The following is a 26,669-nucleotide window of genomic DNA, read 5'->3' on the forward strand; positions in this document are numbered from 1 at the left end:
AAGTTTATGCTTTTTTTGCGTGCTCTGGAATGATTTTATATTGTTTCAGAGCATTTTCTTTAATCGCATAAATCCTCTTTTGCATGTCTTGGATAGATTTTATTCAAGGCATGTATTTTTTTGGAGGTGTAAAAATGAGCGATACAGAATACATGAAATTAGCAATAAAACTGGCAAAAAAAGGTGCTGGCTATGTCAATCCTAATCCTATGGTTGGGGCAGTAATTGTAAAAGATAATCGAATTATAGGACAGGGATACCATGAAATCTTTGGTGGATTGCATGCAGAGAGAAATGCATTAAAAAATTGTAGGGAGTCACCTGTAGGAGCAACACTTTATGTAACACTTGAACCATGCTGTCACTATGGTAAGACACCACCTTGCACAGAAGCAATTATTAAAAGTGGCATTACAAGAGTAGTCGTCGGAACTTTAGACTGTAATCCTATTGTGTCTGGAAAAGGTGTAAAGGTACTTGAGGAAAACAACATTCAAGTTGTGATAGGAATTTTAGAAATGGAGTGTCAACAGTTAATCAAAGTTTTTAGAAAATATGTTACAAGGCATATTCCTTATGTTTTTATGAAATATGCAATGACAATGGACGGGAAAATAGCAACTTATACAAATCAATCAAAATGGATAAGTGGCGAAAAAGCGAGAAAACAAGTACATCAATTCAGGCATAAGGTTACTGCGATCATGGTAGGAGTGAATACCGTTATTCAAGATGACCCTTTACTGACATGCCGATTAGAAAACGGGGAAAATCCTATTCGTATCGTATGTGATACAGATTTAAGAACACCCATTACATCAAAAATTATCAAAACAGCGAATGACATTAAAACATATATCGCTACTTCTTCTATTGATGAAAGTAAGATTGCTCTTTACAGAAAATGTGGTTGTGAAATTATTTATACGAAGAAAAAAGGTAATCATATTGACTTAATGAATTTAATGCAATGTTTAGGAAATATGCAGATAGACAGTCTACTTTTAGAGGGTGGAAGTGCAATGAATTGGAGTGCTCTTGAGCAACAGATTGTTGATGAGGTGCAAATTTATATAGCACCTAAAATATTTGGTGGGAGTGCAAAAAGCCCTGTAAGTGGTCAAGGTGTTGCTTTTCCTAATGACGCCATTATGCTTAAACCATATGCTTTTTCTCAAGTGGGAAATGATTATTTCATAGAAAGCGAAGTGATTTATCCATGTTTACAGGAATAATAGAAGAAATCGGTAAAGTAGAAAGAATACAGAAAGATACTTGTAACTGTAAACTATCCATTAAAGCTTCAAAAATATTAGAGGATATACATTTAGGCGACAGCATAGCAGTCAATGGTATCTGCCTTACAGTTACTTGTTTCACTCGACAATCTTTTACAGTTGATGTGATGAATGAAACATGGAACAGAACGGCTCTTAGCCTGTTAAGACATGGAAGCCTTGTGAATTTAGAAAGAGCTATGCCTATGAATGGCAGGTTGGGCGGTCACATTGTTACGGGGCATATTGATGGGACAGGCAGAATATCGTCTGTGCGTAGAGACAAAAATGCGGTGTGGTATCAAATCAATACGCAAAGAGAAATCTTAAATCTAATTGTTGAAAAAGGTTCGATTGCTATTGACGGTATTAGTCTTACTGTCGCAAAAGTATCGAAAGCAGATTTTTCGGTATCCGTTATCCCTCATACTTTGGAGCAAACAATTCTCAAGAATAAACAAGTCGGGGATATGGTAAACCTTGAAAATGATATATTAGGGAAATATGTGCAGAAACTCATAGACAACAGCAATGAAACAGAGTTGTCGAAAGAGTTGTTATGCCGATACGGATTTTAGCAGAAAGGATAAAGGAATTATGAAATATCAAAAAATAAAAGAGGCATTGCAGGCGTTACAAGAGGGAAAACTTGTTTTGGTTATGGACGATAAAGAGAGAGAAAATGAGGGGGATTTAATTTGTTCGGCACAATTTGCGACAACAGAAAATGTTAATTTTATGGCGACTTATGCAAAAGGCTTAATCTGTATGCCTATGAGTGAAAGTCTGGCTAACAGGCTCATGCTTTCCCCTATGGTTGAAGATAATACAGATAACCATGAAACTGCCTTTACAGTTTCTATTGATTATAAGGATACTACAACAGGTATTTCTGCCGAAGAAAGAGGATTAACGGCTCGTATGTGTGTGACTGAGAATGTAAATCCCTTTGACTTTCGTAGACCGGGGCACATGTTTCCTCTGATTGCAAAGAACGGAGGTGCTTTGGAAAGAAATGGACATACAGAAGCAACGGTTGACCTATTGAGGTTGGCTGGCTTAAAAGAATGTGGCTTATGTTGCGAAATTATGAATGAAAACGGGAAAATGATGAGAACACCTGATTTAATTCAGTTTTCTCAAACACACCATATACCTACCCTCACAATTAAAGAATTACAGGAATACAGAAAAGTATATGATTTGCTTGTAGAATGTGTTTCGGTTGTAGAAATGCCTACAAAATATGGGAATTTCAAAGCACATTGTTATATCAATAAATTGAATGGAGAACATCATGTTGCATTGGTTATGGGAGATTTGAATAATGGAAACGATGTGCTATGTCGTGTCCACTCAGAGTGCTTAACAGGAGATGCCTTTGGCTCTTTACGCTGTGATTGTGGACAGCAGTTAGATAAAGCAATGAAAATGATTGCAGAAAATGGTTCTGGTGTATTGCTTTATATGCGACAAGAGGGACGAGGTATCGGGCTTGTCAATAAACTAAAAGCCTATCATTTACAGGATAACGGTATGGATACACTTGACGCCAACCTTGCATTAGGATTTCAAGGCGATTTAAGAGAATATTATATCGGTGCACAGATTTTAAGAGATTTGGGAATAAAATCATTGCATTTACTTACAAATAATCCTGATAAAGTTTATCAGTTAGAAGATTATGGAATGAAAATTTCAAGCAGAGTACCGATTGAAATAGAAGCAAATCCTTATGATAGTTTTTATCTAAAGACAAAGAAAGACCGAATGGGACACATTTTGAATATGGAGGAAAAATAAATGAACACTTTTGAAGGAAATTTAGTAGCAGAAAATATAAAAATCGGTATTGTTGTAGCAAGATTTAATGAGTTTATAACTTCTAAGCTATTAGCAGGTGCATTAGATAATTTGAAAAGAGAAAATGTTGGTGAAAAGGACATAGAGGTAGCTTGGGTTCCGGGAGCATTTGAAATACCTTTGATAGCGTCTAAAATGGCAAAAAGTAAAAAATATGATGCGATTATTTGTTTGGGAGCAGTTATTCGAGGTAGTACAAGCCATTATGATTATGTGTGTAGTGAGGTATCAAAAGGAATTGCTCAAATCAGTTTAAATACCGAAACACCAGTTATGTTTGGTGTTCTTACGACAGATACGATTGAACAGGCGATAGAACGAGCTGGTAGCAAAGCAGGAAATAAAGGCTCTGAATGTGCACAGGGAGCTATTGAAATGGTAAATCTAATTCGTGCATTAGAGGTATAATATGATTGGGGATTAAAAGGTAAAGCGAAAAAGCATAATAGGCGGAGTGATCCAGACACGGCGGTGGGAAAATCTCTTAGATTTTTCCACCGTTTTTAGTGGCTGGTTCACTCCGGCAGTTGAGCGAGCTTGCGAGCGAACAGTAAGCCCCCGTTATCTAACAAGGGGGGCACAAAAAACAAGAAACAATATACACTACTAAGCGGAAAACGCTGTATTTACAAGGTAAAATCGCTTTTAATAGGGTGTTAACTAAAAAGCACTCATTTAATACATAAAAATTGAATAAGACATAGGAAAGACAGTTGATTTCAAACGAGAAATTGATTGTCTTTTCTTTTGCGGAAATTTAAGTATAGGCAATTATCAAATATGGTAGTTGCCTTTTTTGATTGGAGGAATTGAAGAATGAATGATAAAAACTTTATAGAAGAATTAAGACAAAAGCGTGAAGAATATGGAGTAACACAAAGAAAACTTGCTGTTGCCTGTGGTATCAGTCGTACATATTTTAACCAGATAGAGAATGGGACTGTTGTTCCCTCTGCTGAACTAAAACAAACGATAGAAAAACAGATTGAGCGTTTCAATCCGCAAGAACCACTATTTCTGTTGATTGATTACTTCCGTGTCCGCTTTCCTACGACAGACGCATTAAAGATTATTCGTGAAGTATTACAACTAAAAGCCGATTATATGCTTTATGAAGATTTTGGAAAATACGGATATGAAAGCAAATATGTTTTAGGCGACATCAACATCATGTGTTCCATGCAAGAGCATTTAGGTGTTTTATTAGAACTAAAAGGCAGAGGGTGTCGGCAAATGGAAAGTTATCTATTGGCACAGGAACGCTCATGGTATGACTTTATGCTGGATTGTTTAACGGCAGGTGGTAAGATGAAACGACTTGACTTGGCAATCAATGATAAAGCAGGAATATTAGATATTCCAAAGTTAAAGGAAAAATACAAGGCTGGCGAATGTATCTCCTACTTTCGTATGCAGAAAGATTACAGCGGTACGGAAAAATGTGGTAGCGATTTACCAAAGAATACAGGAGAAACCTTATATCTCGGTTCAACCAGTAGTGAGTTATATATGTGTGCCTATCAGAAAAATTACGAGCAGTATGTCAAAAATGGCATAGAAGTTGAAGATACAGAAATCAAGAACCGTTTTGAAATACGCATGAAGAATGAACGAGCCTATTATGCGGTTGTAGATTTACTGACCTATCGGGACGCTGAACGCACCGCTTTTTCTATCATCAATCATTATGTCCGCTTTGTTGATAGAGAAGATGATAAACCGAAAAGTCAATGGAAAACAAATGATGATTGGGCATGGTTTATAGGGGAAAATAGAGAGCCGATACGATTAACGACTAAACCAGAACCTTATACTTTACAAAAGGCATTACATTGGTTACAAAGACAGGTTGCACCAACCATAAAAATGGTACAAGCATTAGACAGAGAAAATCATACAACGATACTGAAAGATATGATTGAGCAGGCAGAACTCAAAGATAAGCATAAACACTTATTACAATTAGAAAAATCAACCATAGAAGAACGCATAGATACCGCTGTCCCACAAGAGAATGACGGTATTTTTTAATTTCTTCAAAATATCTGCAACAAAACATCAACTTGTGTACAGATATGGTACGAGAAAAGGAAATCTAACTTTTTTTGAAAATAGGTCATCAAATCAAGGTTTCCATTCCCTATATGGAGTGAAAGAAGAAAAGTTTTGAAAAAATGTCGGAAATTCAAGATGAGTGGACAGTGTTATGTGAAAGAAGACAAAGTATCTTCAATTTGTATTCAAACAGGTATTAGCAGTTGAGTGTTGATGTGAAAAGAAGAAAATATTTTCATTCTCAACTTAACATTTGGTAGTTGTCGTTCCCTATATGGAGCAAACAAAATCTTTCATTTCATAGTTGGCAGTAACGGTATTGCATAGGTAGTTAGGGTGTGAAAAGAAATCTTTTCATCATCAACTTAGCAGAATGACAATTTCTTTCCCTATATGGTACAAGAAAAGAAAAAAGTTTTGAATATTGGTTACGCTTTTACTCTTTTCCAACGCGATATATAGGAAAGATGATTTTCTTCTTTCAATCGCTCTTTGACAACTGAATAAAGCAATTCAATACCTTTGACAGACAGCGAGCCGTTGAAACAGATACGCCATGACCTTTCTCCTGCAAAAGTGAGCGACAACCTATCTGTGTTCTTGTAAAAGATTTGTCCTCTTTTATCGCCATGACCTGTGCTGTCAGATAATGATACTCCCGTACAGCCACAGCTTGAGCGTTAAAAGCGTCGCACGCAATGGGTACGGCTACATAAGAACTATGCAGAGGTGGAAGTCCTGTGGGCTATGACAAAAGCCGTTGAATTGCTTAGAAAGATTTTACAGAAAGGGGGTATGTGTTATTGATAATGCTGTAAAAACAATTCAAAAGAAAAATAACAAGTGTGGCATTGGCAACAGAGGAAAGACAAAGATTGTTGTAAAAGAGCATTTCTCCGAAAAGGGAAAGACAATGGAAGAACTTCTAACTGATGTCATGTTGGAAAAAGCAAAGCAGACAATCGCATAAAATCGGTGCAGTTGTAAGAAATAGATTGAATGACAAAAAGTACCCGTGTTATACTTTACTTGCAAGCAGGTATTGTAAACACGGGTTAGTTATAAAGGAGGATAACTGACAATGAAACAACAGATTTACAATACTGCACTTTATCTTAGGTTAAGCCGAGATGATGAATTACAGGGCGAAAGTTCCAGCATTACCACACAAAGAAGTATGTTGCGTCTATATGCAAAAGAACATCATTTGAATGTGATTGATGAATATATTGATGACGGCTGGTCGGGAACAAATTTTGACAGACCGAGTTTTCAAAGAATGATTGAGGATATAGAGGCAGGAAAAATCAACTGTGTTGTAACAAAAGACTTATCACGACTTGGTAGAAATTATATTATGACAGGACAATATACAGAATTGTATTTTCCCAGCCATAATGTCCGTTACATAGCGATTGACGACGGTGTGGACAGCGAAAAAGGCGAAAGTGAGATTGCACCATTTAAGAACATCATCAATGAATGGGTGGCAAGAGATACGAGCCGTAAAGTGAAATCAGCCTTTAAGACGAAATTTGCAGAGGGTGCGTATTATGGGGCTTATGCTCCGTTAGGATATAAGAAACACCCCGACATCAAAGGGAAACTGTTGGTTGATGAGGAAACAAAATGGATTGTTGAAAAAATCTTCTCTCTAGCCTATCAAGGTTACGGTAGTGCCAAAATCACAAAAATACTGCGAGAAGAAAAAGTCCCGACAGCGTCTTGGTTGAATTTTACAAGGTACGGTACTTTTGCTCATATCTTTGAGGGAAAGCCCGAAAGCAAGCGTTATGAGTGGACGATTGCTCATGTAAAGGCGATATTGAAAAGTGAAGTCTATATCGGAAACAGCGTTCATAATCGACAATCAACCGTTTCTTTCAAAAGCAAGAAGAAAGTACGAAAGCCCGAAAGCGAATGGTTTCGAGTAGAAAACACGCACGAACCGATTATTGACAAGGAAGTGTTCTATCGTGTGCAGGAGCAGATAAAATCAAGGCGTAGACAGACAAAGGAAAAGGCAACGCCGATATTTGCAGGGCTTGTCAAGTGTGCGGATTGTGGCTGGTCTATGAGGTTTGCGACAAATAAGGCAAATAAAACACCGTATAGTTATTATTCTTGTAGTTTCTACGGACAGTTTGGCAAAGGTTATTGTTCTATGCACTATATCCGCTATGATGTGCTGTATCAAGCTGTATTGGAACGATTGCAGTATTGGGCTAAGGCAGTACAGCAGGACGAAGAAAAGGTATTGAACAAAATACAGAAAGTCGGCAATGCAGAGCGAATACGGGAAAAGAAGAAAAAGGCAAGTGCCTTGAAGAAAGCCGAGAACCGACAAAATGAGATTGACCGTTTATTTGCAAAAATGTATGAAGATAGAGCCTGTGAGAAGATAACGGAACGAAACTTCATCATGCTGTCGGGGAAATATCAAAAAGAGCAGATAGAACTTGAACAGCAGATAACCAACCTAAGAGAAGAATTAAGTAAAATGGAACAGGATATGATAGGTGCTGAAAAGTGGATTGAGTTAATCAAGGAGTATTCCGTACCAAAGGAACTGACAGCACCGTTATTAAATGCAATGATAGAAAAAATCCTTATTCACGAAGCAACAACGAATGAGGAGAACGAAAGAATACAGGAAATAGAGATATACTACCGATTTATTGGAAAAGTAGACTGATAAAGAGGGTTCATATCTTTAACTAAGGGAAACTGGAAATGGGTTGCCTGAGGTATCGTTAATGTTGCCTTTATGTGAAGCTTTAGATATAAGTGTAAATGAGCTGTTATCTGGAGAAAAGTTATCGATAATAAATTATCAAGAAAAAGCAGAAGATAATATGCTTTCTTTATTAAAGGAAAACGAAGCAAATAGAAAACGATTATTTCAAACAATTGTATCGATCGTAACAACTATTATCGCATCAGTTTCTTTGATCATGATGGCTTCTTTTTTAAATTTAAATACAATTATTCGAATCTTTTTGATCAGTATCGCATTGATCATTATTATTTTAAGCATTATCTCAATCATTCTGACAGATTCAAAAACAGGCTATTACGAATGCCCATCATGTCATCATCAATTTATGCCTACCATTCATGAGTATGTTAAAGGATATCATACATTTACTAAGCGATATCTAAGATGTCCAAAGTGTAAAAAGACAAATTTATGTAGAAGAAAACTCAAGTAAGAAAGGACGAAGGTCCTTTTTTGCTTTTTTAAGACATAGTTTATCTATGATTCAATATAAACGTAACGTATAATAAAGCCCGATAAAAGAAATTGGAGGTATTTTTTTGATTCGAGTATTAGAAGAAAAAGATGTCGATACAGTGGCTAAGATATGGTTAGAAACAAATATCAAAGCACATGATTTTATCGCATCCAATTATTGGAAAGAGCATCATGAAATAATCAAAGATATGTTCTTACAGGCAGAAGTTTATTTGTATGAAATAGAAAAAGAAATTATGGGTTTTATAGGTCTTGATAAAGAGCATATCGAAGGAATCTTTGTTCTAGATCAATATCAAAAAAGAGGGATAGGAAAAGCTTTATTAAATCACGTAAAAGCTAAAAAAGAACATCTATCATTAAATGTATATCAGAAAAATCTTAATGCGATTCTCTTTTATCAAATTGAAGAATTTTGTGTTCAATATGAGGATGTTGATAAAAACACTGGTGAAAAAGAATATAGGATGGTTTGGAATCGACGGGGTTCAAATTTACAAAATGAAGGAAATTTATTATAATATCCACGCATTTTAAGGAAAGAGAATATTATGAAGGGAGAAATTATTCTATGGTTAAGTTTTTTCAAAAAAACATTGAACCTAATAAAAAACTAAGGATAATTGAAATTATTATCTTAGTTTTATTGATACTAGGGTCAATCATTTCATACGGAGTTGGTTTTACCAAGATCAATTCAGATGTGGGCACTATTTCTTTTGTTCAAAGTATGGAAATGACACGTGACTTTGAAATGGAAGATTATGACGGTGAAGAAAACGCGATGTGCGATGTTACATATCGTGCAGGAGATAAAGAACTGGTCGTAACTTACACATATGAAGAATATGAAAATCTAGACGCAAAAACGATCACAGGTTATGAATTCGAAACAAGTGATGGAACGAAACTATATTTTGATCACCAAGATGTAAGTCAAGCTCAGGCTCAAGAGGAATATCAGGAAATCATGGCAAACCAGACAATGCCGATTTTTAACTTTGCGAATGCCTCTTTGATCTTGGTATTGTCTTTATTGATAATGATGTTATTCTCAAGACAATTTACGACATATGAAAAGTCATGGTTTATGTCTATTATGGTATTGGCTACTATTTTCTCAGTATTATTCCCAGAAGAGAGTGCTAATGGAGTCAATGGTATCATTATCATGTTGTTGTATCTATTGGATACATTCTTAAATATTCTTTGTGAATTGTTGATATCAAAACAATCAAGGTATAATTTCTTAGTCTCGGTACTGGTCGAAATTGTCGAGATAGCCATGTGTGTCGTATTGATGTATCGCTTTGCGACCATGGCAACAACATTATTCTTCTGGTTGCCTATAGATATTATTAGTTATATCAACTGGTCAAGACACAAAGATGAAAATGAGGATGAATTAACCGTTGTAAGACGCTTAAAAGGATGGCAGGAAGTCCTTGTCATTATAGGTATTATTTTATGGACATTTGTGATCGGATATTTGATCAGCGGCTTGGATATTGCAACAGATTTTTATAATAATAAATCAATAGAAACAGCAATTATTTATATAGATGCATGTGCTTCAGCAGTAGGTATAGCAAATGGATTGTTTATCTTCTTTAGATTCAGGGAACAATGGATCGCATGGTATATCTGTGCTGCATTAGAAGCTGTGATCAATATCATTTCTGGACAGTATGTCTTATTGATCTTAAAGTTAGGATATTTTACAAATACAACATACGGCTACATTAAATGGAGCAATTATATCAAGTCACACAAAGAAGAAGAGCGCTTATCGATATTCTGATAAAATCTTGAGGATATCTGATAAAACTGATACAATTAAATATGTAATAAATAGAAAGTATAGGAGCGATAATTATGGCAATTTCAGCAGGTGATTTTAGAACAGGATTAACTTTAATTGTTGACGGAGATCCATGGCAGGTATTGGATTTCCAGCATGTAAAACCAGGTAAGGGAGCTGCAATCTTAAAAACAAAGATGAAGAATTTAAAAACAGGCAATACACAGGAAAGAAACTTCAATGCCTCTACTAAATTCGAACAGGCAAATATCTCTAAAAAAGCAGCTCAGTATTCTTATCAGGCTGACTCAACTTATTATTTCATGGATATGGAAACATATGATACATATGAATTGACAGAAGATCAGGTAGGCTTCAATAAATACTTCATCGTTGAAGGTGCAGAAGTTCAATTGATGTTCTTTGAAGGATTATTATTGTCTGTTTCAGTACCGGAAAAAGTAGAATTAACGATTACAGAAACAGATGCTGCTATCAAAGGGGCACCATCTAACCAGACAAAAGATGCAGTAACAGAAACTGGTTTATCATTAAGAGTTCCTCAGTTTATTGAACCAGGAGAAAAAATCGTTGTATTCTCAACAGATGGAAAGTATGCAGGAAGAGCTTAATAAGCTCTTTCTTTTTTACCTATGAATAAAGTTGTACTTATTACTGGAGGAGCTCAAGGTATCGGAAAAGCTATTGCCTTGGAACTGGCCAAAAACCATTATGATATTGTGATCAATTATTTGACTTCTCATGAAGCGGCCGCAAAACTAAAAGAAGAAATCATAAATACATATTCGGTTCGATGTTTAACAATTTGTGCGGATGTATCGGATGTAAATCAAGTGGATCAGATGGTCAGAAAAATTGAAGAAAAATTAGGCGGTGTTGATATTCTGGTCAACAATGCCGCAATTGATCTTTCCAATTTATTCCATTTAAAAACATCCGAAGAATTTAAAAGGACCTTGGATGTAAATGTAGTAGGAGCCTTTAACTGTGCTAAAAGAGTTTATAGACATATGTTAGAGAAAGAATACGGAAGAATTATCAATATCTCTTCTACCAATGGAATCAATACGTATTATCCAATGTGCATTGATTATGATGCATCTAAAGCTGCCTTGATATCACTAACACATAATCTGGCTTTTGAGTTTGCACCGTATGTAAATGTAAACTGCATCGCTCCTGGATTTATTGGAACCGAAAATGAATTAGATGGCTATGATGAAGAATTTTTAAAAGAAGAAGTAGAAAAAATCATGGTCAGTCGCTATGGTGATCCTAAAGAAGTTGCGTATCTGGTTAAATTTTTAATTAGTGACGAAGCTGATTTTATTAATAATACCGTTATACGAATTGATGGAGGACAAAAAGGAAGCTGTTAGAAATTTTCTAACAGCTTTTCTCTATTTATTCATATTTGTTAGTGCTAGTAGGATAGATAGCTTTCCATATTCTAAGCTTAGTCCACCCTGCATATATAATGTATAAGGTTCAACCACTGGAGCATCGGCACTTAATTCGATCGTACTTCCCTGTGTAAAACTTCCTGCTGCCATAACTTCATCAAATGGATAACCAGGCATTGGAGCTGGTAAGACACGAACAAAGGAATCAATTGGACTTGTTGCCTGAATGCCTTGTGTGAAATTTACAAGGTTTTCTTTTGTGCCAAGTTCTAAAGTTTGAATGATATCGGTTCTTTCTTCGTTATAGGCAGGAGATACATTTTTATATCCCAGCTTCTCTAACATGTATGCCGTAAAAACAGCCGTTTTTAAAGCACTTTTTACAGCGCTTGGTGCCATGAAGATTCCCTTAAAGAATGAGTTGTTTAAATTAAAGTTTGCCCCTAGATCTTTTCCAATACCAGGTGCGGTCAATCTTTCGGCAACCATATGGATCAAGTCGGCATTTCCTGCAACATATCCACCTGTTGAGGCAATTCCTCCACCTAAGTTTTTCATCAAAGATCCAACGACAACATCTGCACCAATGTGGCCAGGTTCTAGTTTTTCAACTAGCTCACCATAACAGTTATCAACCATAATGATGACTTCTGGAGCTACTTCTTTAATTTTTTTGATGATTCTTTCAAGCTTTGCGATAGTTAAAGATAAACGATGAGAGTAACCTCTAGAACGCTGTATTTCGATCAATTTTACATTTCCTTGTTTCAAACGTTCAATGATCTTGTCATCATCAAAATCATCATTTACTAAATCAATTTGTTCATACTTAACTCCATAAGCTTTTAAAGATTGTGTAGATTCACCAATGATGCCAATCATTTCCTGTAATGAGTCATAAGGTGCTCCAGAAATTGAAATCATAGTATCTCCATGTTTTAAAAGAGCTGAGAGTGTTAAATAGATTGCGTTTGTTCCACTCATGATCTGAGGGCGAACCAATGCATCTTCACACCCTAATACACTTGCGAAGATCTTTTCAATCTTGTCGCGTCCTTCATCATAGTTTCCATAACCGTTAATATCCGCAAAATCAGAGTATGATACTTGATTTTCAATAAATGCGGATAAGACTCGATTTGAATTATGTAAACATATATCATCAATATTTTGGTAAATATCTTTTAATACAGAATCAGATTCTTCTGCCATAGCTAATAGTTCTTTATCAATTTGTTCTAAGATCATAATTGCCTCCTAAAAAATTACGCCTCAATTATTATACATGATTTAAATATAATAGAAAGAAAACATCAAGAATTACAAAAGAACTCTTGATTTTTTTATTGATCTGGCGTAATTTCAAAGAGGACAAAAAATGAAGATGTACTCAAGAGGTCCAAGAGGTCGCACTCGAAATGCGATAGGTCTGCAAGGGCGCGTGGGTTCGAATCCCACCATCTTCGCCATAAGTTAGTTTCTCCTTTATATAAAGGAGTTTTTTATTTTGTGAGAAGATTTTGAGAAAGATTACTAATTAAGATAATTGTCATAACTTTTTCGAGGGCTTTTCTTGACTTATTGTAGAAAACAATGTATTTTGTAAACAATGACACAGGGTGAAATAAGTAATAAAAACGAAAAAAAACAGAAGACTCGACATACGTTAAATGAACTCTTGGTTTACCTCTTTAACTATATTTTATATATTGAGGCAAACAACTTGAAACAAAAAGGAGTAGAGCTATCGATCAATGAGGTTCATATTCTTGAACGTATTGAAAAGGCCAGCTCCAATACGATGAGTCATTTAGCTAGAACACTGATGGTCACATCAGGAACTCTAACGACCAATATATCTCGTTTAGAAAAGAAAGGATATGTTGAACGATATCGAGATGAAAATGATCGTCGCATTGTTCGCTTAAGAAATACGCCTAAAGCGCTTGAGGTATTAAAGATTCATGATGAATTTCATGAAAATATGATCAATAAGGCAATTGGAGATCTTGGTTTAGAAGAAAATGAAGTCTTGAATGCCACACTTGAAAATATATTAGAATACTTTAGTGATATGTATTCAGATCAGAAAAAAGGTGCATAAATCTGTCCGTTTGGGCAGATTTTTTTAATTTCTTGTAAAAAAATATAAATTTTGACTATCAAACTATTTACTTTGAGTGTCAAAGTAATTATAATACACTCGTTAAATGTTTTGAATGTCAAAGTAAATAGGAGGAAAAATTATGTTTGAAGATATCAAAAAAGTATTGATCGATGCGATCAATGTAGATGAAGAAGAAATTAAACCAGAAGCTAAATTGAATGATGATCTAGGAATCGATTCTTTGGCAGCTGTTGAGTTGGCATTGGAATTAGAAAACGAATTTGATATTCGTATCGAAGATGAAGAGCTTGCGAAACTGGAAACAGTTCAAGACGTAATCGATATCATCGAAGCAAAAAAGAAGTAAATCGTCGAACACAGTGAGCTAAGAGATCTTGGCTCATTTTCAATAAGAGGAGTGATGGGTATGGAAACTAAGCAAGTCAAAGAAATTATCGAAATCTTTGAAGCAAGTAATCTTTCACATATGGAACTTGAAGAAGGCAATCTAAAGATTCGTTTGGAAAAACCAACAGGTCCAGCACAAAGTATTCCTGTTTCACAGATCGTGCATACACAAGTAGAACCAAAACCAATAGAGGATGAAAACAAGATTGAAATTACTTCTCCTTTGGTAGGAACATTTTATCGTGCTAAATCACCTAAAGATAAACCATATGTCAGTGTAGGAGACATTGTGCATAAGGGAGATGTCGTATGTATGGTAGAAGCAATGAAAACAATGAATGAAATTCAGTCAGATCAAGAAGGTATCGTAAAAGAAATCTGTGTGGAAGATAGTTCTATGGTGGAATACGGACAAGTACTTGTCGTATTAGGAGAACTTGAATGATTCGCCGTTTATTGATTGCCAATCGTGGAGAGATAGCTGTTCGAATCATTCGTGCCTGTAAAGAGTTGGGAATTGAAACAGTTGTTGTATATTCTACGGCAGATAAAGAATCACTTGCGGTCCAGCTGGCCGATCAGGCAGTCTGCATTGGTCCAGCACCTGCCAAAGACAGTTATTTAAACATGGGTTTGATCGTACAAACGGCATGCTCAACAGGTTGCGATGCGGTGCATCCAGGATATGGATTTCTAAGTGAAAATGCTAAATTTGCCCGCCTGGTGCAGGAATGCGATATGACTTTTGTAGGCCCAAATCCTAAATTGATACAAATGATGGGTGATAAGACACAAGCTCGAAAACTGATGAAAGAAGCTGGAGTTCCTGTTGTTGAAGGATGCGAGGATGCCTTAAACAGTGTTGAAGATGCTAAAAACATGGCGGAGTCAATTGGCTATCCTGTTATTATCAAAGCACGTCTAGGCGGTGGTGGTCGAGGTATGCGAATCGTTTATAAGGCCGAAGATCTTGAAAATGCCTATACCGAAGCCAGACAGGAAGCCAAAGTATGTTTTGAAAATGATGAAGTGTATATGGAACGGTATGTTGAAAATCCAAAACATATCGAAGTGCAGATCTTAGGGGATCATTATGGACACGTGGTTCATTTGTTTGAAAGAGATTGTTCATTCCAAAGAAAAAACCAAAAGATCATTGAAGAAGCACCATGTACAGCTTTGACTCGTGATAATCGAGAAAAACTGTTATCACAGGCTGTCAATGCTGCAAGATTGATTGGATATGATTCAGCCGGAACGATGGAATTCTTGATGGATAAACAAGGAAATTTCTACTTTATGGAAATGAATACAAGAATTCAGGTGGAACATCCTGTTACTGAAGCTATAACGGGTGTCGATTTGATCAAATGGCAAATCAAAATAGCATCTGGCCAGCATCTTACATTAAAGCAGGAAGATATTCAGTGTCATGGACATGCGATGGAATGTCGCATCAATGCCGAAGATGTTGCACATGATTTTGCGCCAAGTCCAGGGCCAGTTACATTTATGCATGTGCCAGGAGGACATGGAGTTCGTGTGGATACAGCTGTATATAATGGTTCTATTATTTCCCCATACTATGATTCGATGATCATGAAATTGATCGTTTCAGCTGGAAATCGTTTGGAATGCATTAAAAAAATGCGTGCCAGTTTGGAAGAAACAATTGTTTCCGGGGTAAAGACCAATATTGAATTTAACTATTTAACGCTGTATCAAAAAGAGTTTATAGAAGGAAGTCATGATATTGGCTATGCTCCAATATTGTTGAAGAGGTTAAAAGAAAATGGACAATTTATTTAAAGAGAGAAAGAATCGCCTGGATGTTTTTCGTAAATGGCGTAAAAAACCTATCCCTAAGGCTAAAGAGATTCCAGATCATGTATTCATGAGTTGTTCACATTGTCATACCTCAGTGGCCATGATGGATCTAGTATCCAATCATTATGTGTGTCCTAAATGTCATCATCCATTTAAAATTTCTGCCAGAGAAAGAATTCGTCAATTGATCGATGAAGGAACATTTAAAGAAACAGATGCCAAGATGATCAGTGTTGATCCAGATGATTTTCCTGGATATAAAGATAAATTGGAAAGACTTCAAAAACAAACGGGCATGAAAGAAGCCGTGATTACAGGAGCGGGAAAGATCAAAGGCCTTCCATGCGTGATTGGTGTAATGGATTCTAATTTTTTCATGGGAAGCATGTCAGCGGCTGTAGGAGAAAAGATTACTAGAGCTATAGAGCTGGCCACGAAGAAAAAACAACCTTTGATTTTATGTTGTACAAGTGGAGGTGCCAGAATGCAGGAAGGTATCTTATCTTTGGTGCAAATGGCAAAAACTTCAGCCGCAATGAAAAAGCATAGTGATGCAGGATTGTTATCGATCATTGTTTTGACACATCCAACAACGGGAGGTGTCAGCGCCAGTTTTGCGATGTTAGGAGATATCATTTTGAGTGAACCTTATGCTTTGGTTGGTTTTGCGGGTAAAAGAGTGATTGAAGATACGATTCATGAAAAATTGCCAGACAATTTCCAGACCGCTGAATTTGTTTTAGAGAAAGGTTTTATCGATCGAATCGTACCTCGTGAAAAGATGAAAGAAGAGCTTGGAAGACTCTTGTCATTCCATTGTAAAAGGAGCATATCATGAATCTTAAAGAAGCACAGCAGAAAATAAATGAAATAAAGATTCAACAGATGCAGATCGATGAAAAAGATCTGGATATGTGGAATGACTATCAAAGACAAATTGAAACAATTCAAAAAGAAACCGTTCTGACACCTTGGGATCATGTTGAACTTGCCAGAAGACCTGATCGACCTAAAGCCCAGGATTATATCGATTTATTGTTTGATGAATTTATTGAATTACATGGAGATCGTAAAAGCTTGGATGATCCAGCCATGTTATGCGGCTTAGGATCATTTCATGGAATGCCGGTAACGATTCTTGCACAATCCAAAGGAAAAACAGTTGAAGAAAATTTAAAGCAGCACTTTGGAATGCCTCAGCCAGAAGGATATCGTAAAGCGCTTCGTCTAGCCAAGCAGGCAGAAAAGTTTAATAGACCGATCATTACTTTTGTCGATACACCGGGGGCTTATCCGGGTAAAGAAGCCGAAGAAAAAGGGCAGGCCCAGGCAATCGCCGATTGTCTATATACGTTTTCATCATTAAAGACACCTGTTATATGCTTTGTTCTTTCTGAAGGAGGAAGTGGTGGAGCTCTTGCGCTAAGTGTGGCCGATAAGATCTTCATGTTAGAATATGCAGTTTACTCTATTCTATCTCCTGAAGGATTTGCCTCTATATTGTGGAAAGATGGCTCACGTGCTAAAGAAGCCTGTGATGTGATGAAGCTTACCAGCAAAGACCTTTTGGAGAAAAAAGTAATTGATGAAATCGTACCAGAACCATTTGGTGGAGCCGCTTCAAATCTGCAGAGTGTTGTTGATAAGATGGATCTAATGTTGAAAGAAACATTGAATGAACTGACTAAGATGAAAACGACTACGCTGGTAGAAAAACGTTATGAAAAATTTCGTCATTTAGGAGAAGGATCATGGAAAATGTCAAGATAATTGGCTGTGGCTATGCTTATGGCTCAAATTGTGTAACCAATGACATGTTAAAGAATGTTGTAGATACAAGTGATGAGTGGATCCAGTCAAGAACCGGCATCAAGCAGCGAACAGTATCAGAAAATGAAAATACCAGTGATCTGGCAATCAGAGCTGCCAAAAAAGCGATCGAAGAAAATCATATCGATAAACATGAAATTTCATTAATTATTGTGGCAACCTGTACGCCAGATAATGTCACACCATCGTGTGCTTGTTTAGTGCAGGAAGCTCTAGGTCTTAATGAGGATCCCGTCATGGCTTTTGATATCAATGCAGCATGCAGTGGATTTATTTATGCTTTACAGTGTGCTTCTAGAATGTTGGATAAAGGTATAGCTCTTGTGATAGGGGCAGAAACTTTATCTAAGATCTTAGACTGGAAAGATCGCAATACCTGTGTTTTGTTTGGTGATGGAGCAGGAGCCGTCCTGATCAAACACTGCGACGATGGTTCTAACATGACTTTTTATGCTAGGTCCAAAGGAGATAAAGATAAGGCACTATATTGTGCCGGGCGTTCTTTACAACCAGAATTGAAAAATATAGCCCAAGAGAAACCTTATCTTAGCATGAATGGAAGAGAAGTCTTCCGCTTTGCGATACGCTCCATGCCAGATGCGATCGAACATGTGCTTAAAGAAGAGAGCATTGATTCGATCGATTTAATGATTCCCCATCAGGCCAATATTCGCATCTTAGAATATGTCAGCAAGAAAATGAAATTTCCAATGGATAAGATGTTTATCAATTTAGATCAATTTGGTAATACATCAGCTGCCAGTGTTCCATTGGCGCTAGGCCAGGCATGGCAACAAAACAAGATCAAAGAAAATATGAATCTTGTATTAGTTGGCTTTGGGGCAGGATTTACCTGGGCAGCCTGCAAGATTCATATCGAAGGAGGAAAACATGATGATCAATCAGATGCTTAATATCAAATATCCTATATTTCAAGGCGCTATGGCCAATATCGCAACACCTGAATTTGCTGCAGCAGTTTCAGAAAGTGGAGCATTAGGTATTATTGGAACAGGGGCTATGAATGCCAAGCAAGTTCAGGAAAGTATTCAAAAAATTCGTTCTTTGACAGATAAACCATTTGGCATCAACGTCATGTTGATGAATCCGGAAACAGATGCCATCATGGAAGTTATTGCGCAGAATCATGTGCCTGTTGTAACCACTGGAGCAGGAAATCCAGGAAAATATATGGAAATGTTAAAGGCTTCAGGAACTAAGGTCTTTCCTGTTGTAGCCAGTGTTGCTCTTGCGATTCGTATGGAAAGAGCAGGAGCTGATGGAATCATTGCCGAAGGAACAGAAGCGGGTGGACATGTCAATGAACAGACAACGATGGCTTTATTACCTCAAGTTGTTGATGCAGTGAATATTCCAGTCATTGCAGCTGGGGGAATTGCAGATGGCAGAGGTTTTAATGCAGCTCTATCTTTAGGAGCCTGTGGTGTTCAGTTAGGAACTTGTTTATTGGCAAGTGAAGAATGTCCAATTCATGAAAACTATAAAAATGCTGTCTTAAAGGCAAAGGATACAGATACGGTCGTAACTGGAAGAACTTTAAATACGCCGGTGCGTATCTTAAAAAATTCAATGAGCCGTCAGTATTTAAAATTAGAAAAAGCAGGTGCCAAACCTGAAGAAATGGAAAAATTGACTCTTGGTGGATTAAGACGAGCTGTTTTTGAAGGCGATATGAAAACTGGATCTGTCATGATGGGGCAGGTTGCCGGCTTATGTAAGGAAATTCGTCCTCTATCAGAAATCTTTGAAGATATGATGAATGATTCTAAAAAACAACTGGAAGAACTGAAAAAGAAAATAGAGGAATGCCAATGTTAAGACCTATAAAGCTAAAAGATAAGATCTTAGAAGTTCCAATTATTCAAGGTGGTATGGGAATAGGTGTATCTTTATCAAACTTGGCATCATCTGTTCGAAAAGAAGGCGGTATGGGTGTTATCTCAGCCGCTATGCCTGGATTTAATGAACCAGATTTTGAAACCAATTCTTTAGAAGCTAATATTCGAGCATTAAAAAAGGAAATTCAAAAAGCCAATGAAGTAAAACGCGGGCTTCTAGGAGTCAATATTATGGTTGCATCCAGAAATTATGAATCCTATGTAAAAGCTTCTGTTGAAGCTGGGGCAGATGCGATCATATCTGGAGCTGGACTACCTTTAGATTTGCCAAAGTATGCAGAGGGCAAGATCATGTTGGCACCAATTGTATCAAGTGCCAAGGCATGTCGATTGTTGTGTCGTGTATGGGATAAACATCATAATACAACACCAGATTTTGTCATAATCGAAGGTCAAAAAGCAGGAGGACATCTAGGCTTTAAGAAAAAAGATCTAGAAGACGGAACATATCAAACGCTAGAACAAATCTTAAAAGAGGTTTTAGAAGAACTTGTACCATTTGAAAAGAAATATAATAAACAGATTCCGGTTTTTGTTGCCGGTGGAATATTTACACATGAAGATATTCAAAACTATATTGATCAAGGCGCTTCTGGTGTACAGATGGCAACACGTTTTATTGCGACAAACGAATGTGATGCTCATGAAAATTTTAAACAGATGATCTTAAAGGCAAAAAAGGAAGATATTGTCTATGTAAAAAGCCCGGCTGGTTTTCCAGGCAGGGCCATTAAAAATGAGTTTGTCAAAAGAACGGAAACAGAGTCAAATCAAAGTGTTTCAAATTGTTTGGCTTGCATGCTTCCATGCACTCCAAGTTCGACGCCTTACTGTATAACTCGTGCTTTGATTCGAGCGGTTAAAGGAGATATGGAGAATGGCTTGTTCTTTTGTGGAACAAGTGCCGAAAAGATTCATGAGATCATTGATGTACATACATTAATGGATCAATTAAAAGGAGAGGTGAAAGAACAATGACAACAGCATTTCTATTTGCAGGGCAGGGCTCACAGATTGTAGGAATGGCAAAAGATTTCTATGATCATTGCCCTTCAAGTAAAGAATTGATGGATAACCTGCATTGTGATTACGACATAAAAAAGCTTTGTTTTGAAGGGCCGCAGGAAACATTGAATGATACAGCTTATGCACAAAGTTCGATTGTGGCAGCTTCTTTGATGATCTTAGAAGGATTGAAATCAAAAGGTATAAAACCAGATGTATGTGCCGGCCTTTCCTTAGGAGAATACAGCGCGTTATGTTGTGCAGGTTCAATGGATGCACAAACTGCAATTAATATCGTACGTCAAAGAGGGATCTTAATGTCCAATGCCTTGCCGCAGAACACAACGGGAATGCGTGCAGTTCTAGGATTAGACGCAAGCAAGATCTTGGAAGTATGCAAAGAAGTAAATGAAAAAGGGTTGGTTCTTGAAGTGGCCAATTATAACTGTCCAGGGCAGATTGTTGTTACCGGGCAAATAGAAGCTTTAGAAATGGCGACACCAATGTTATTGGAAAAAGGAGCGCGAAGAGTTTTACCTTTAAGTGTCAGCGGAGCTTTCCACTCTTCTTTACTCACTCCTGCCAGCAATCAACTTGAAGAAGTGTTGAAGACAAGTTCGTTATCTTTACCTTCTATTCCTGTGTATCACAACGTGGACGGAAAAGTTCATGAATATGAAACGATCGAAGATTTGATCAAGATCTTGAAGCAGCAAATTTGTCAAAGTGTTTATTTTGAACAAACGATTCAAAATATGATCAAAGATGGTGTCGATACATTTGTCGAAATTGGTCCAGGAAAGACACTGACAGGTTTTGTTCGAAAGATCGATCGCAAAGTGAATGTATTTACGATCAATACAATGGAAGATGTAGAAAGGATGCTGCAGACATGGAACAAGTAAATAAAACAGCATTGATTACTGGGGCTGCCAAAGGTATTGGAAAAGCTGTTGCCTTAGCTTTTGCCAAAGAAGGTTATAACATCGTCATCAACTACAATGGTTCTAAAGAAGCGGCCTTAAATACACAGCAGGAAATTGAAGCATTGGGTGTAAAGACACTTGTTGTTCAAGCAGATGTATCTGATGAAGATCAAGTAAAAACAATGGTTGAAAAGAGTATTGAGACATTTGAAAGAATAGATGTTTTGGTAAATAATTCAGGAATCAATAAAGATGGTTTGATGTTAAGAATGTCATATGAAGATTTTCATAAGGTCATTGCCGTGAATCTGGAAGGGACCTTTAATTGTATCAAACATGTTTCAAGGATCATGATGAAACAAAGAAGTGGTTCGATCATCAATATGTCAAGCGTTGTAGGTATCATGGGAAATGCCGGGCAGGCCAATTATGCCTCCAGCAAAGCCGGCGTGCTTGGTTTGACAAAATCTGCAGCTAGAGAATTGGCGCTTCGTCATATACGAGTCAATGCGATTGCACCTGGCTTTATCGAAACGGATATGACCGCAAAACTGGCAGAGAAAGACAAAGCGAAGATGATGGAACAAATTCCATTAAGACAATTTGGGCAACCAGAAGATGTGGCCAATGTATGTGTTGCCTTGGCAAGCGATGCCTTTAAATATGTAACAGGTCAAACGATTCATGTCGATGGCGGCATGATCATGTAGGAGGAATTATGCGTAGAGTTGTAATTACAGGTTTAGGAGTTATTTCTCCTATTGGAAATGATGTAAATGCTTTATGGAATAGTATTGAAGAAGGAGTATGTGGAATTGCTCCGATTACGCACTTTGATACAAGTGATTATAAGGTGAAATTGGCGGCTGAAGTAAAAGATCTAGACATGGAAACTTATTTTTCTAAACGTGATCTAAAGTTTAATGATCGTTTTACACAGTTTGCTCGTATCGCCTCTAAACAAGCGATGCAGGATGCTGGATTTGATAAAGAAATTTCGGATGCAGATCGTTTTGGATGCATCATTGGTTCAGGAATTGGGGGTATTGAATCAATTGAATTAGCTTCACATACGTTAAGCGAAAGAGGAGCTTCAAGAGTCTCTCCATTCTTTATTCCTATGGCTTTAGCCAATCTTGCAGCAGGACAGGTGGCAATTGACTGGGGCTTAAAAGGAGCAACTTCTTGTGTTGTAACAGCTTGTGCGGCTGGTTCCAATGCGATTGGAGAAGCTTTTCATCGAATTCGCGATGGCTATGAAGATGTTATGTTAGCTGGTGGCAGTGAAGCTGCGATCACTCCATTAGCCATTGCCGGTTTCCAGTCAATGCGTGCTTTACATACTGGAGATGATGCCAAAAGAGCCAGCATTCCTTTTGATAAACAGAGAAGTGGTTTTGTCATGGGTGAAGGTGCCGGGATCTTGATCCTGGAAGAATTAGAGCATGCCAAGGCCCGCAATGCCAAGATCTATGGCGAGATCGTAGGATATGGTTCAAGCTGCGATGCACATCATATTACAGCACCATTGGATGATGGCTCAGGTGGAGCCAAAGCCATGGTACAGGCATTACAGGATGCTTGTATCAAAGCAGAAGATATCGACTATATCAATGCTCATGGAACGAGTACAAAACTAAACGATAAGACAGAAACGATGGCTGTTAAAGCAGCTTTTAAAGACCACGCTTATAAATTAGCTATCTCTTCAACCAAGAGCAATACAGGGCATTTGTTAGGTGCCAGTGGAGCTGTGGAAGCTATTATTTCTATCAAATCTTTACAGGAAGGTTTTATCCCGGCAACGATCAATTATCAAGAATCCGATCCAGACTGTGATCTAGATATTGTCGCAAATCAAGGACGTCATCAAGATATTCATTATGCCATGAGCAACTCTTTAGGTTTTGGTGGACATAATGCATCCTTGGTATTTAAAAAATGGGAGGATTAGTATGTTGTTATCAAACGAAGATATAAAAAAGATCATTCCGCATAGATATCCCTTTTTGTTGGTTGATAAAATTGAATCCATTGATGAAGAAACCAAAACCATTGTTGGAATCAAGTGTGTCAGTGCCAATGAAATGCAGTTTTTAGGACATTTTCCGCAACAAAGTGTTATGCCAGGGGTTCTGATCGTAGAAGCTATGGCACAAACAGGAGCTGTGTATTTATTGAAAGAGGAAGAAAATCGTGGAAAGATTCCTTTGTTTGCGGGAATCAATAAGATGCGTTTTTCGTCTGTGGTCGTACCAGGGGATGTATTAAGGATGAAGGTTCAATTTAAACGTATGATCGGTGGTATTTGTATTGCCGGTTGTGAAGCTTATGTGGACGATAAAAAAGTCGCATATGGTGAAATTCTTTGTGCTTTACAGGATGTGGAATAAATGTGGATCGGTTGTGATATTGTAAATATCGATCGAATCAAGGATCCTTACAAAATTGCCAGAAGGATCTTGAGTGAACAAGAATATGAACAATTTTCAAATTATTCTTCAAATCGACAAAAAGAGTTTTTGGCAGGGCGCTTTGCCGCTAGAGAGGCCATTATCAAAGCATTACCGATTCCTCTAAAGCTAAAGGAAATTGTAGTAGAGCCACCAAAAGAAATTCAGTATCAAGGGTATACGATTCAAGTATCGATTGCCCATGATGGAGGATTTGCCATGGCGACAGCCCTGGTTCAAAGAAAGGAATCTCATGAAAACATCTAAGATCATTCGAGCTTTACCTGTTTTGCCTGTTGCCTGGGTTAGCTCAAAGATATATGAGAAAAAAAGTCAGTTGGAAGCACAGGTTCGACTGGAAAAATGGAGCCGTTTTATTTTGAAATATCTGGGATACGATTTATCTGTTAAGGGAATTGAAACAATTCCTAAAGAGGAAACGATTTATTTTGTATCCAATCATCAAGGCACATTGGATCCAGCTCTTGTCTTGGCAAGCTGTCCGGTTCATTTGGCTTTTATCTCAAAAAAAGAGAATGAAACCATGCCTATTTTTGGCCGATGGGCTAGAAATATAGGTACGATCCATTTTGACCGTGAATCTAGAGAAGGCAATGTGCATATGCTAAGAGAAGCTGCTAGAGAGCTTAAACAAAAAAAGAATCTTTTGGTCTTTCCTGAAGGAACTAGATCAAAAGGAGATACGATGAATGAGTTCAAGGCAGGTGCTTTGTTGCCGGCTTATTTATCAAAAGCTACAATTGTGCCAGTTGCCTTAAAAAAAGCTTATACACTAGATATTTCATCTGATCATACTAAACAACTTGAAATTGAATATGGAAAACCGATTCGTGCTTCAGAATATAAAAAAATCAGCCAGGAAGATCTTGCTAAAGAACTTCATGACTGGATTCAAAGTCGAATTGATATTTCACCAGAGGATAAATGATCGATCGATCCATCCTCTTTTTTTATGACAAGTCGAAAAGAATCATCGACTCCTAAGATCATTCCTTTATATTCTTTCTGGGGATGCAGGATCCTTACTGTTTGATTAATATAGGCAAGATGATCTTTATATGCCTGAAGAAAAGAATGATGATTGGTATAGTAATCATAAAAAGACTCTAGAAAACTTGTGATCAATATATTGCGAGGTTTTTTGAACGGAACAAAATCTTCAACAGCACAGGCAATAGAAGCAATATCTTCAGGATAAATAAAGGAATGGACATTTATGCCAATGCCAATGATCAAAGAATCAAAGCGTTCCTGCTGCAGCTTTCCTTCGCATAAGATTCCTCCAAGTTTTTTATCGTGAAAATAAATATCATTTAACCATTTGATCGAAGGGAAGAATCCATATACAGATTCAATGGCTTCACACATACATAAGGCACTTAAGGCTGTATAGTGTAGGACGCATTCTTTATCTTCTTTGGGCTTTAATAATAAAGAAAGATAGATGCCACTATTTGAAGGAGAATAAAACGAGCGGCCATTTCTTCCTTTTCCCTGTGTTTGATGATCTGCAATCAAAACCGTTCCTTCAGGTAGCTCTGTATGTTCTGATAGCCATGAATTGGTGCTGGCAGTAGAGTCAATGACCTTGATTTGATAGAAAGAAGGAAGACTGGATTGAATCTTTTCCTGGTTGAGTTTATCTATATATGCTTGCATACAAAAATTATATCAAAGAATATGGTTTTCAAGAAATCGAAAAAGAAAAGATTTCTATACTGAAAAAATCGGGTGATACCTTTTTAAAAGTATTGTGTTGTCCTTTATTCATTGAAGTATAGATTGTTCTTCCAAATTTAGAATTTATAAAACATAGGGTAAAAATAGATGTATAATATCTCTATAAATTGGAATTTGAAGGAGATAATTCATATTATGAAATTTGATGTAAGTAAATTAGAATGGACAAGAAAACCTAAAGATTATTCAATATCTGCTGATAAAATTGAAATTATTACAAATCCGCATACAGATTTATGGCAGAGAACATATTATCATTTCAGAAATGACAATGCACCTGTATTGCAAATGAAGACAAATGATAAATTCTTTTCATTTACTGTCAAAACTCAATTTCAAAGTAAATGCAGATTTGACCAGTGTGGAATTGTAATGTATCTTGACAGCGAAAATTGGCTCAAAGGCTCTATTGAATATGAAAATGACAGCTTTCAACATCTTGGAAGCGTTGTTACAAACAACGGATATTCCGATTGGGCAACTACTGAAATTGATGTAAATATAAAATCAATGTGGTACAGATTAAGTCGTCGTGAAGACGATTATTGTATTGAATGTTCCGAAGATGGTACTACATTTAAACAAATGCGAGTATGTCATATGTGGAATGGCAATGGTGAAATTCGTTTTGGTATCTATGCGTGTAGTCCTGAAGAGTCATCATTTAAAGCGACATTTACGGATATGGAAATCTCAAAATGCAAATGGTTACCACATGATGGACAGCAACCAGATTTAGAATAGTAAATCCTAAATT

At 36.9% G+C, this 26,669-nt stretch carries 29 protein-coding genes and 1 tRNA gene; 28 read left to right on the forward strand and 2 right to left on the reverse strand.

Going from position 1 to position 26,669, the window contains the following annotated elements:
- Positions 1–134: 134 nt before the first annotated feature.
- From ribD to PND65_RS06865, 11 genes are all read left to right on the forward strand, one after another.
- The gene (gene ribD, locus PND65_RS06810; protein ID WP_008690020.1) at positions 135–1,235 is read left to right on the forward strand and encodes a bifunctional diaminohydroxyphosphoribosylaminopyrimidine deaminase/5-amino-6-(5-phosphoribosylamino)uracil reductase RibD; all 1,101 of its coding nucleotides are present in this window, start codon (positions 135–137) and stop codon (positions 1,233–1,235) included.
- Positions 1,220–1,855, forward strand: coding sequence for a riboflavin synthase (ribE, locus tag PND65_RS06815; RefSeq protein WP_008394622.1), 636 nt, complete (start codon positions 1,220–1,222; stop codon positions 1,853–1,855). Before ribD ends, ribE begins: the two co-directional genes overlap by 16 nt.
- A gap of 19 nt (positions 1,856–1,874) precedes the next feature.
- Entirely contained in the window at positions 1,875–3,080 is a 1,206-nt protein-coding gene (locus tag PND65_RS06820) for a bifunctional 3,4-dihydroxy-2-butanone-4-phosphate synthase/GTP cyclohydrolase II (RefSeq protein WP_008394621.1), read from the forward strand.
- Complete coding sequence (gene ribH, locus PND65_RS06825) at positions 3,081–3,548, forward strand: 6,7-dimethyl-8-ribityllumazine synthase (protein ID WP_008394619.1); 468 nt, start codon at positions 3,081–3,083, stop codon at positions 3,546–3,548.
- A 408-nt stretch (positions 3,549–3,956) separates the two neighbouring features.
- On the forward strand, positions 3,957–5,171 hold the full coding sequence (locus PND65_RS06830) for a replication initiation factor domain-containing protein (RefSeq protein WP_008394618.1): 1,215 nt from the start codon (positions 3,957–3,959) through the stop codon (positions 5,169–5,171).
- A gap of 1,105 nt (positions 5,172–6,276) precedes the next feature.
- Positions 6,277–7,890 (forward strand): recombinase family protein, encoded by a 1,614-nt coding sequence (locus tag PND65_RS06840; protein ID WP_008394611.1) that lies wholly within the window; start codon positions 6,277–6,279, stop codon positions 7,888–7,890.
- 61 nt (positions 7,891–7,951) lie between these two features.
- Positions 7,952–8,407: a hypothetical protein gene (locus tag PND65_RS06845; protein WP_015535199.1), complete on the forward strand. Its 456-nt coding sequence runs from the start codon at positions 7,952–7,954 to the stop codon at positions 8,405–8,407.
- 106 nt (positions 8,408–8,513) lie between these two features.
- Positions 8,514–8,972, forward strand: coding sequence for a GNAT family N-acetyltransferase (locus PND65_RS06850; protein ID WP_271991604.1), 459 nt, complete (start codon positions 8,514–8,516; stop codon positions 8,970–8,972).
- Between the two features lie 50 nt (positions 8,973–9,022).
- Complete coding sequence (pnuC, locus tag PND65_RS06855) at positions 9,023–10,252, forward strand: nicotinamide riboside transporter PnuC (RefSeq protein ID WP_271991606.1); 1,230 nt, start codon at positions 9,023–9,025, stop codon at positions 10,250–10,252.
- Between the two features lie 74 nt (positions 10,253–10,326).
- Positions 10,327–10,884, forward strand: a complete 558-nt coding sequence (gene efp, locus PND65_RS06860; RefSeq protein WP_015535197.1) for an elongation factor P — start codon at positions 10,327–10,329, stop codon at positions 10,882–10,884.
- Between the two features lie 21 nt (positions 10,885–10,905).
- A complete protein-coding gene (locus tag PND65_RS06865) occupies positions 10,906–11,652 on the forward strand; it encodes an SDR family NAD(P)-dependent oxidoreductase (RefSeq protein ID WP_271991608.1) in 747 nt (248 codons plus the stop codon).
- Positions 11,653–11,673: 21 nt separating this feature from the next.
- On the opposite strand, the gene PND65_RS06870 is transcribed toward PND65_RS06865, so the two are convergent.
- Positions 11,674–12,924, reverse strand: coding sequence for a methionine gamma-lyase family protein (locus tag PND65_RS06870; RefSeq protein WP_087159093.1), 1,251 nt, complete (start codon positions 12,922–12,924; stop codon positions 11,674–11,676).
- A gap of 132 nt (positions 12,925–13,056) precedes the next feature.
- Between PND65_RS06870 and PND65_RS06875 the strand changes: the two genes are divergently transcribed.
- From PND65_RS06875 to PND65_RS06950, 16 genes are all read left to right on the forward strand, one after another.
- Positions 13,057–13,145, forward strand: a tRNA-Ser gene (locus PND65_RS06875).
- A 254-nt stretch (positions 13,146–13,399) separates the two neighbouring features.
- The gene (locus tag PND65_RS06880) at positions 13,400–13,780 is read left to right on the forward strand and encodes a MarR family winged helix-turn-helix transcriptional regulator (protein WP_229027164.1); all 381 of its coding nucleotides are present in this window, start codon (positions 13,400–13,402) and stop codon (positions 13,778–13,780) included.
- 142 nt (positions 13,781–13,922) lie between these two features.
- Positions 13,923–14,150 carry an acyl carrier protein gene (locus tag PND65_RS06885; RefSeq protein ID WP_015535194.1) on the forward strand — a complete coding sequence of 76 codons (228 nt, stop codon included), beginning with the start codon at positions 13,923–13,925 and terminating at the stop codon, positions 14,148–14,150.
- A gap of 60 nt (positions 14,151–14,210) precedes the next feature.
- Positions 14,211–14,636, forward strand: coding sequence for an acetyl-CoA carboxylase biotin carboxyl carrier protein (locus PND65_RS06890; RefSeq protein WP_035401276.1), 426 nt, complete (start codon positions 14,211–14,213; stop codon positions 14,634–14,636).
- Entirely contained in the window at positions 14,633–16,000 is a 1,368-nt protein-coding gene (accC, locus tag PND65_RS06895) for an acetyl-CoA carboxylase biotin carboxylase subunit (RefSeq protein ID WP_271991611.1), read from the forward strand. Before PND65_RS06890 ends, accC begins: the two co-directional genes overlap by 4 nt.
- The gene (accD, locus tag PND65_RS06900; RefSeq protein ID WP_271991614.1) at positions 15,984–16,856 is read left to right on the forward strand and encodes an acetyl-CoA carboxylase, carboxyltransferase subunit beta; all 873 of its coding nucleotides are present in this window, start codon (positions 15,984–15,986) and stop codon (positions 16,854–16,856) included. Before accC ends, accD begins: the two co-directional genes overlap by 17 nt.
- A complete protein-coding gene (locus PND65_RS06905; RefSeq protein ID WP_195190961.1) occupies positions 16,853–17,788 on the forward strand; it encodes an acetyl-CoA carboxylase carboxyltransferase subunit alpha in 936 nt (311 codons plus the stop codon). Before accD ends, PND65_RS06905 begins: the two co-directional genes overlap by 4 nt.
- The gene (locus tag PND65_RS06910) at positions 17,770–18,762 is read left to right on the forward strand and encodes a beta-ketoacyl-ACP synthase III (RefSeq protein ID WP_271991616.1); all 993 of its coding nucleotides are present in this window, start codon (positions 17,770–17,772) and stop codon (positions 18,760–18,762) included. The genes PND65_RS06905 and PND65_RS06910 overlap by 19 nt, the downstream gene beginning before the upstream one ends.
- Positions 18,740–19,687, forward strand: coding sequence for a nitronate monooxygenase (locus tag PND65_RS06915; RefSeq protein WP_087319333.1), 948 nt, complete (start codon positions 18,740–18,742; stop codon positions 19,685–19,687). The genes PND65_RS06910 and PND65_RS06915 overlap by 23 nt, the downstream gene beginning before the upstream one ends.
- The gene (locus PND65_RS06920; protein ID WP_271991618.1) at positions 19,681–20,745 is read left to right on the forward strand and encodes an NAD(P)H-dependent flavin oxidoreductase; all 1,065 of its coding nucleotides are present in this window, start codon (positions 19,681–19,683) and stop codon (positions 20,743–20,745) included. The genes PND65_RS06915 and PND65_RS06920 overlap by 7 nt, the downstream gene beginning before the upstream one ends.
- Positions 20,742–21,677: an ACP S-malonyltransferase gene (gene fabD / locus PND65_RS06925; RefSeq protein ID WP_022356709.1), complete on the forward strand. Its 936-nt coding sequence runs from the start codon at positions 20,742–20,744 to the stop codon at positions 21,675–21,677. The genes PND65_RS06920 and fabD overlap by 4 nt, the downstream gene beginning before the upstream one ends.
- Entirely contained in the window at positions 21,665–22,408 is a 744-nt protein-coding gene (gene fabG / locus PND65_RS06930; RefSeq protein WP_015535185.1) for a 3-oxoacyl-[acyl-carrier-protein] reductase, read from the forward strand. Before fabD ends, fabG begins: the two co-directional genes overlap by 13 nt.
- An 8-nt stretch (positions 22,409–22,416) precedes the next feature.
- On the forward strand, positions 22,417–23,652 hold the full coding sequence (gene fabF, locus PND65_RS06935) for a beta-ketoacyl-ACP synthase II (protein WP_430734189.1): 1,236 nt from the start codon (positions 22,417–22,419) through the stop codon (positions 23,650–23,652).
- Position 23,653: 1 nt separating this feature from the next.
- A complete protein-coding gene (fabZ, locus tag PND65_RS06940; protein WP_015535183.1) occupies positions 23,654–24,091 on the forward strand; it encodes a 3-hydroxyacyl-ACP dehydratase FabZ in 438 nt (145 codons plus the stop codon).
- Positions 24,092–24,418 carry a 4'-phosphopantetheinyl transferase superfamily protein gene (locus PND65_RS06945; protein ID WP_015535182.1) on the forward strand — a complete coding sequence of 109 codons (327 nt, stop codon included), beginning with the start codon at positions 24,092–24,094 and terminating at the stop codon, positions 24,416–24,418.
- Positions 24,405–25,100, forward strand: a complete 696-nt coding sequence (locus PND65_RS06950; RefSeq protein ID WP_162610434.1) for a lysophospholipid acyltransferase family protein — start codon at positions 24,405–24,407, stop codon at positions 25,098–25,100. The genes PND65_RS06945 and PND65_RS06950 overlap by 14 nt, the downstream gene beginning before the upstream one ends.
- Here PND65_RS06950 and PND65_RS06955 read toward each other — a convergent pair.
- The gene (locus tag PND65_RS06955) at positions 25,064–25,831 is read right to left on the reverse strand and encodes a biotin--[acetyl-CoA-carboxylase] ligase (protein WP_271991620.1); all 768 of its coding nucleotides are present in this window, start codon (positions 25,829–25,831) and stop codon (positions 25,064–25,066) included. The genes PND65_RS06950 and PND65_RS06955 overlap by 37 nt on opposite strands.
- Positions 25,832–26,047: 216 nt before the next feature.
- On the opposite strand from PND65_RS06955, the gene PND65_RS06960 reads away from it, so the two are divergent.
- Positions 26,048–26,656, forward strand: coding sequence for a DUF1349 domain-containing protein (locus tag PND65_RS06960; RefSeq protein ID WP_167699194.1), 609 nt, complete (start codon positions 26,048–26,050; stop codon positions 26,654–26,656).
- Positions 26,657–26,669 lie beyond the last annotated feature (13 nt).

Source organism: Faecalitalea cylindroides, from assembly GCF_028321995.1.
In the GTDB taxonomy this organism is placed as follows: Bacteria; Bacillota_I; Bacilli_A; order Erysipelotrichales; family Erysipelotrichaceae; genus Faecalitalea; species Faecalitalea cylindroides.

Bases quoted from the DNA above. Each gene is read 5' to 3' on its own strand.
- efp (WP_015535197.1), top strand. From the start codon at position 10,327: ATGGCAATTTCAGCAGGTGATTTTAGAACAGGATTAACTTTAATTGTT.
- PND65_RS06905 (WP_195190961.1), top strand. From the start codon at position 16,853: ATGAATCTTAAAGAAGCACAGCAGAAAATAAATGAAATAAAGATTCAA.
- PND65_RS06830 (WP_008394618.1), top strand. From the start codon at position 3,957: ATGAATGATAAAAACTTTATAGAAGAATTAAGACAAAAGCGTGAAGAA.
- fabZ (WP_015535183.1), top strand. From the start codon at position 23,654: ATGTTGTTATCAAACGAAGATATAAAAAAGATCATTCCGCATAGATAT.
- pnuC (WP_271991606.1), top strand. From the start codon at position 9,023: ATGGTTAAGTTTTTTCAAAAAAACATTGAACCTAATAAAAAACTAAGG.
- PND65_RS06840 (WP_008394611.1), top strand. From the start codon at position 6,277: ATGAAACAACAGATTTACAATACTGCACTTTATCTTAGGTTAAGCCGA.
- ribD (WP_008690020.1), top strand. From the start codon at position 135: ATGAGCGATACAGAATACATGAAATTAGCAATAAAACTGGCAAAAAAA.
- accD (WP_271991614.1), top strand. From the start codon at position 15,984: ATGGACAATTTATTTAAAGAGAGAAAGAATCGCCTGGATGTTTTTCGT.
- PND65_RS06950 (WP_162610434.1), top strand. From the start codon at position 24,405: ATGAAAACATCTAAGATCATTCGAGCTTTACCTGTTTTGCCTGTTGCC.
- PND65_RS06915 (WP_087319333.1), top strand. From the start codon at position 18,740: ATGATGATCAATCAGATGCTTAATATCAAATATCCTATATTTCAAGGC.
- ribE (WP_008394622.1), top strand. From the start codon at position 1,220: ATGTTTACAGGAATAATAGAAGAAATCGGTAAAGTAGAAAGAATACAG.
- PND65_RS06820 (WP_008394621.1), top strand. From the start codon at position 1,875: ATGAAATATCAAAAAATAAAAGAGGCATTGCAGGCGTTACAAGAGGGA.
- PND65_RS06960 (WP_167699194.1), top strand. From the start codon at position 26,048: ATGAAATTTGATGTAAGTAAATTAGAATGGACAAGAAAACCTAAAGAT.
- PND65_RS06885 (WP_015535194.1), top strand. From the start codon at position 13,923: ATGTTTGAAGATATCAAAAAAGTATTGATCGATGCGATCAATGTAGAT.
- ribH (WP_008394619.1), top strand. From the start codon at position 3,081: ATGAACACTTTTGAAGGAAATTTAGTAGCAGAAAATATAAAAATCGGT.
- PND65_RS06955 (WP_271991620.1), bottom strand. From the start codon at position 25,831: ATGCAAGCATATATAGATAAACTCAACCAGGAAAAGATTCAATCCAGT.
- accC (WP_271991611.1), top strand. From the start codon at position 14,633: ATGATTCGCCGTTTATTGATTGCCAATCGTGGAGAGATAGCTGTTCGA.
- fabG (WP_015535185.1), top strand. From the start codon at position 21,665: ATGGAACAAGTAAATAAAACAGCATTGATTACTGGGGCTGCCAAAGGT.
- PND65_RS06890 (WP_035401276.1), top strand. From the start codon at position 14,211: ATGGAAACTAAGCAAGTCAAAGAAATTATCGAAATCTTTGAAGCAAGT.
- PND65_RS06865 (WP_271991608.1), top strand. From the start codon at position 10,906: ATGAATAAAGTTGTACTTATTACTGGAGGAGCTCAAGGTATCGGAAAA.
- PND65_RS06845 (WP_015535199.1), top strand. From the start codon at position 7,952: ATGTTGCCTTTATGTGAAGCTTTAGATATAAGTGTAAATGAGCTGTTA.
- fabF (WP_430734189.1), top strand. From the start codon at position 22,417: ATGCGTAGAGTTGTAATTACAGGTTTAGGAGTTATTTCTCCTATTGGA.
- fabD (WP_022356709.1), top strand. From the start codon at position 20,742: ATGACAACAGCATTTCTATTTGCAGGGCAGGGCTCACAGATTGTAGGA.
- PND65_RS06870 (WP_087159093.1), bottom strand. From the start codon at position 12,924: ATGATCTTAGAACAAATTGATAAAGAACTATTAGCTATGGCAGAAGAA.
- PND65_RS06945 (WP_015535182.1), top strand. From the start codon at position 24,092: ATGTGGATCGGTTGTGATATTGTAAATATCGATCGAATCAAGGATCCT.
- PND65_RS06920 (WP_271991618.1), top strand. From the start codon at position 19,681: ATGTTAAGACCTATAAAGCTAAAAGATAAGATCTTAGAAGTTCCAATT.
- PND65_RS06910 (WP_271991616.1), top strand. From the start codon at position 17,770: ATGGAAAATGTCAAGATAATTGGCTGTGGCTATGCTTATGGCTCAAAT.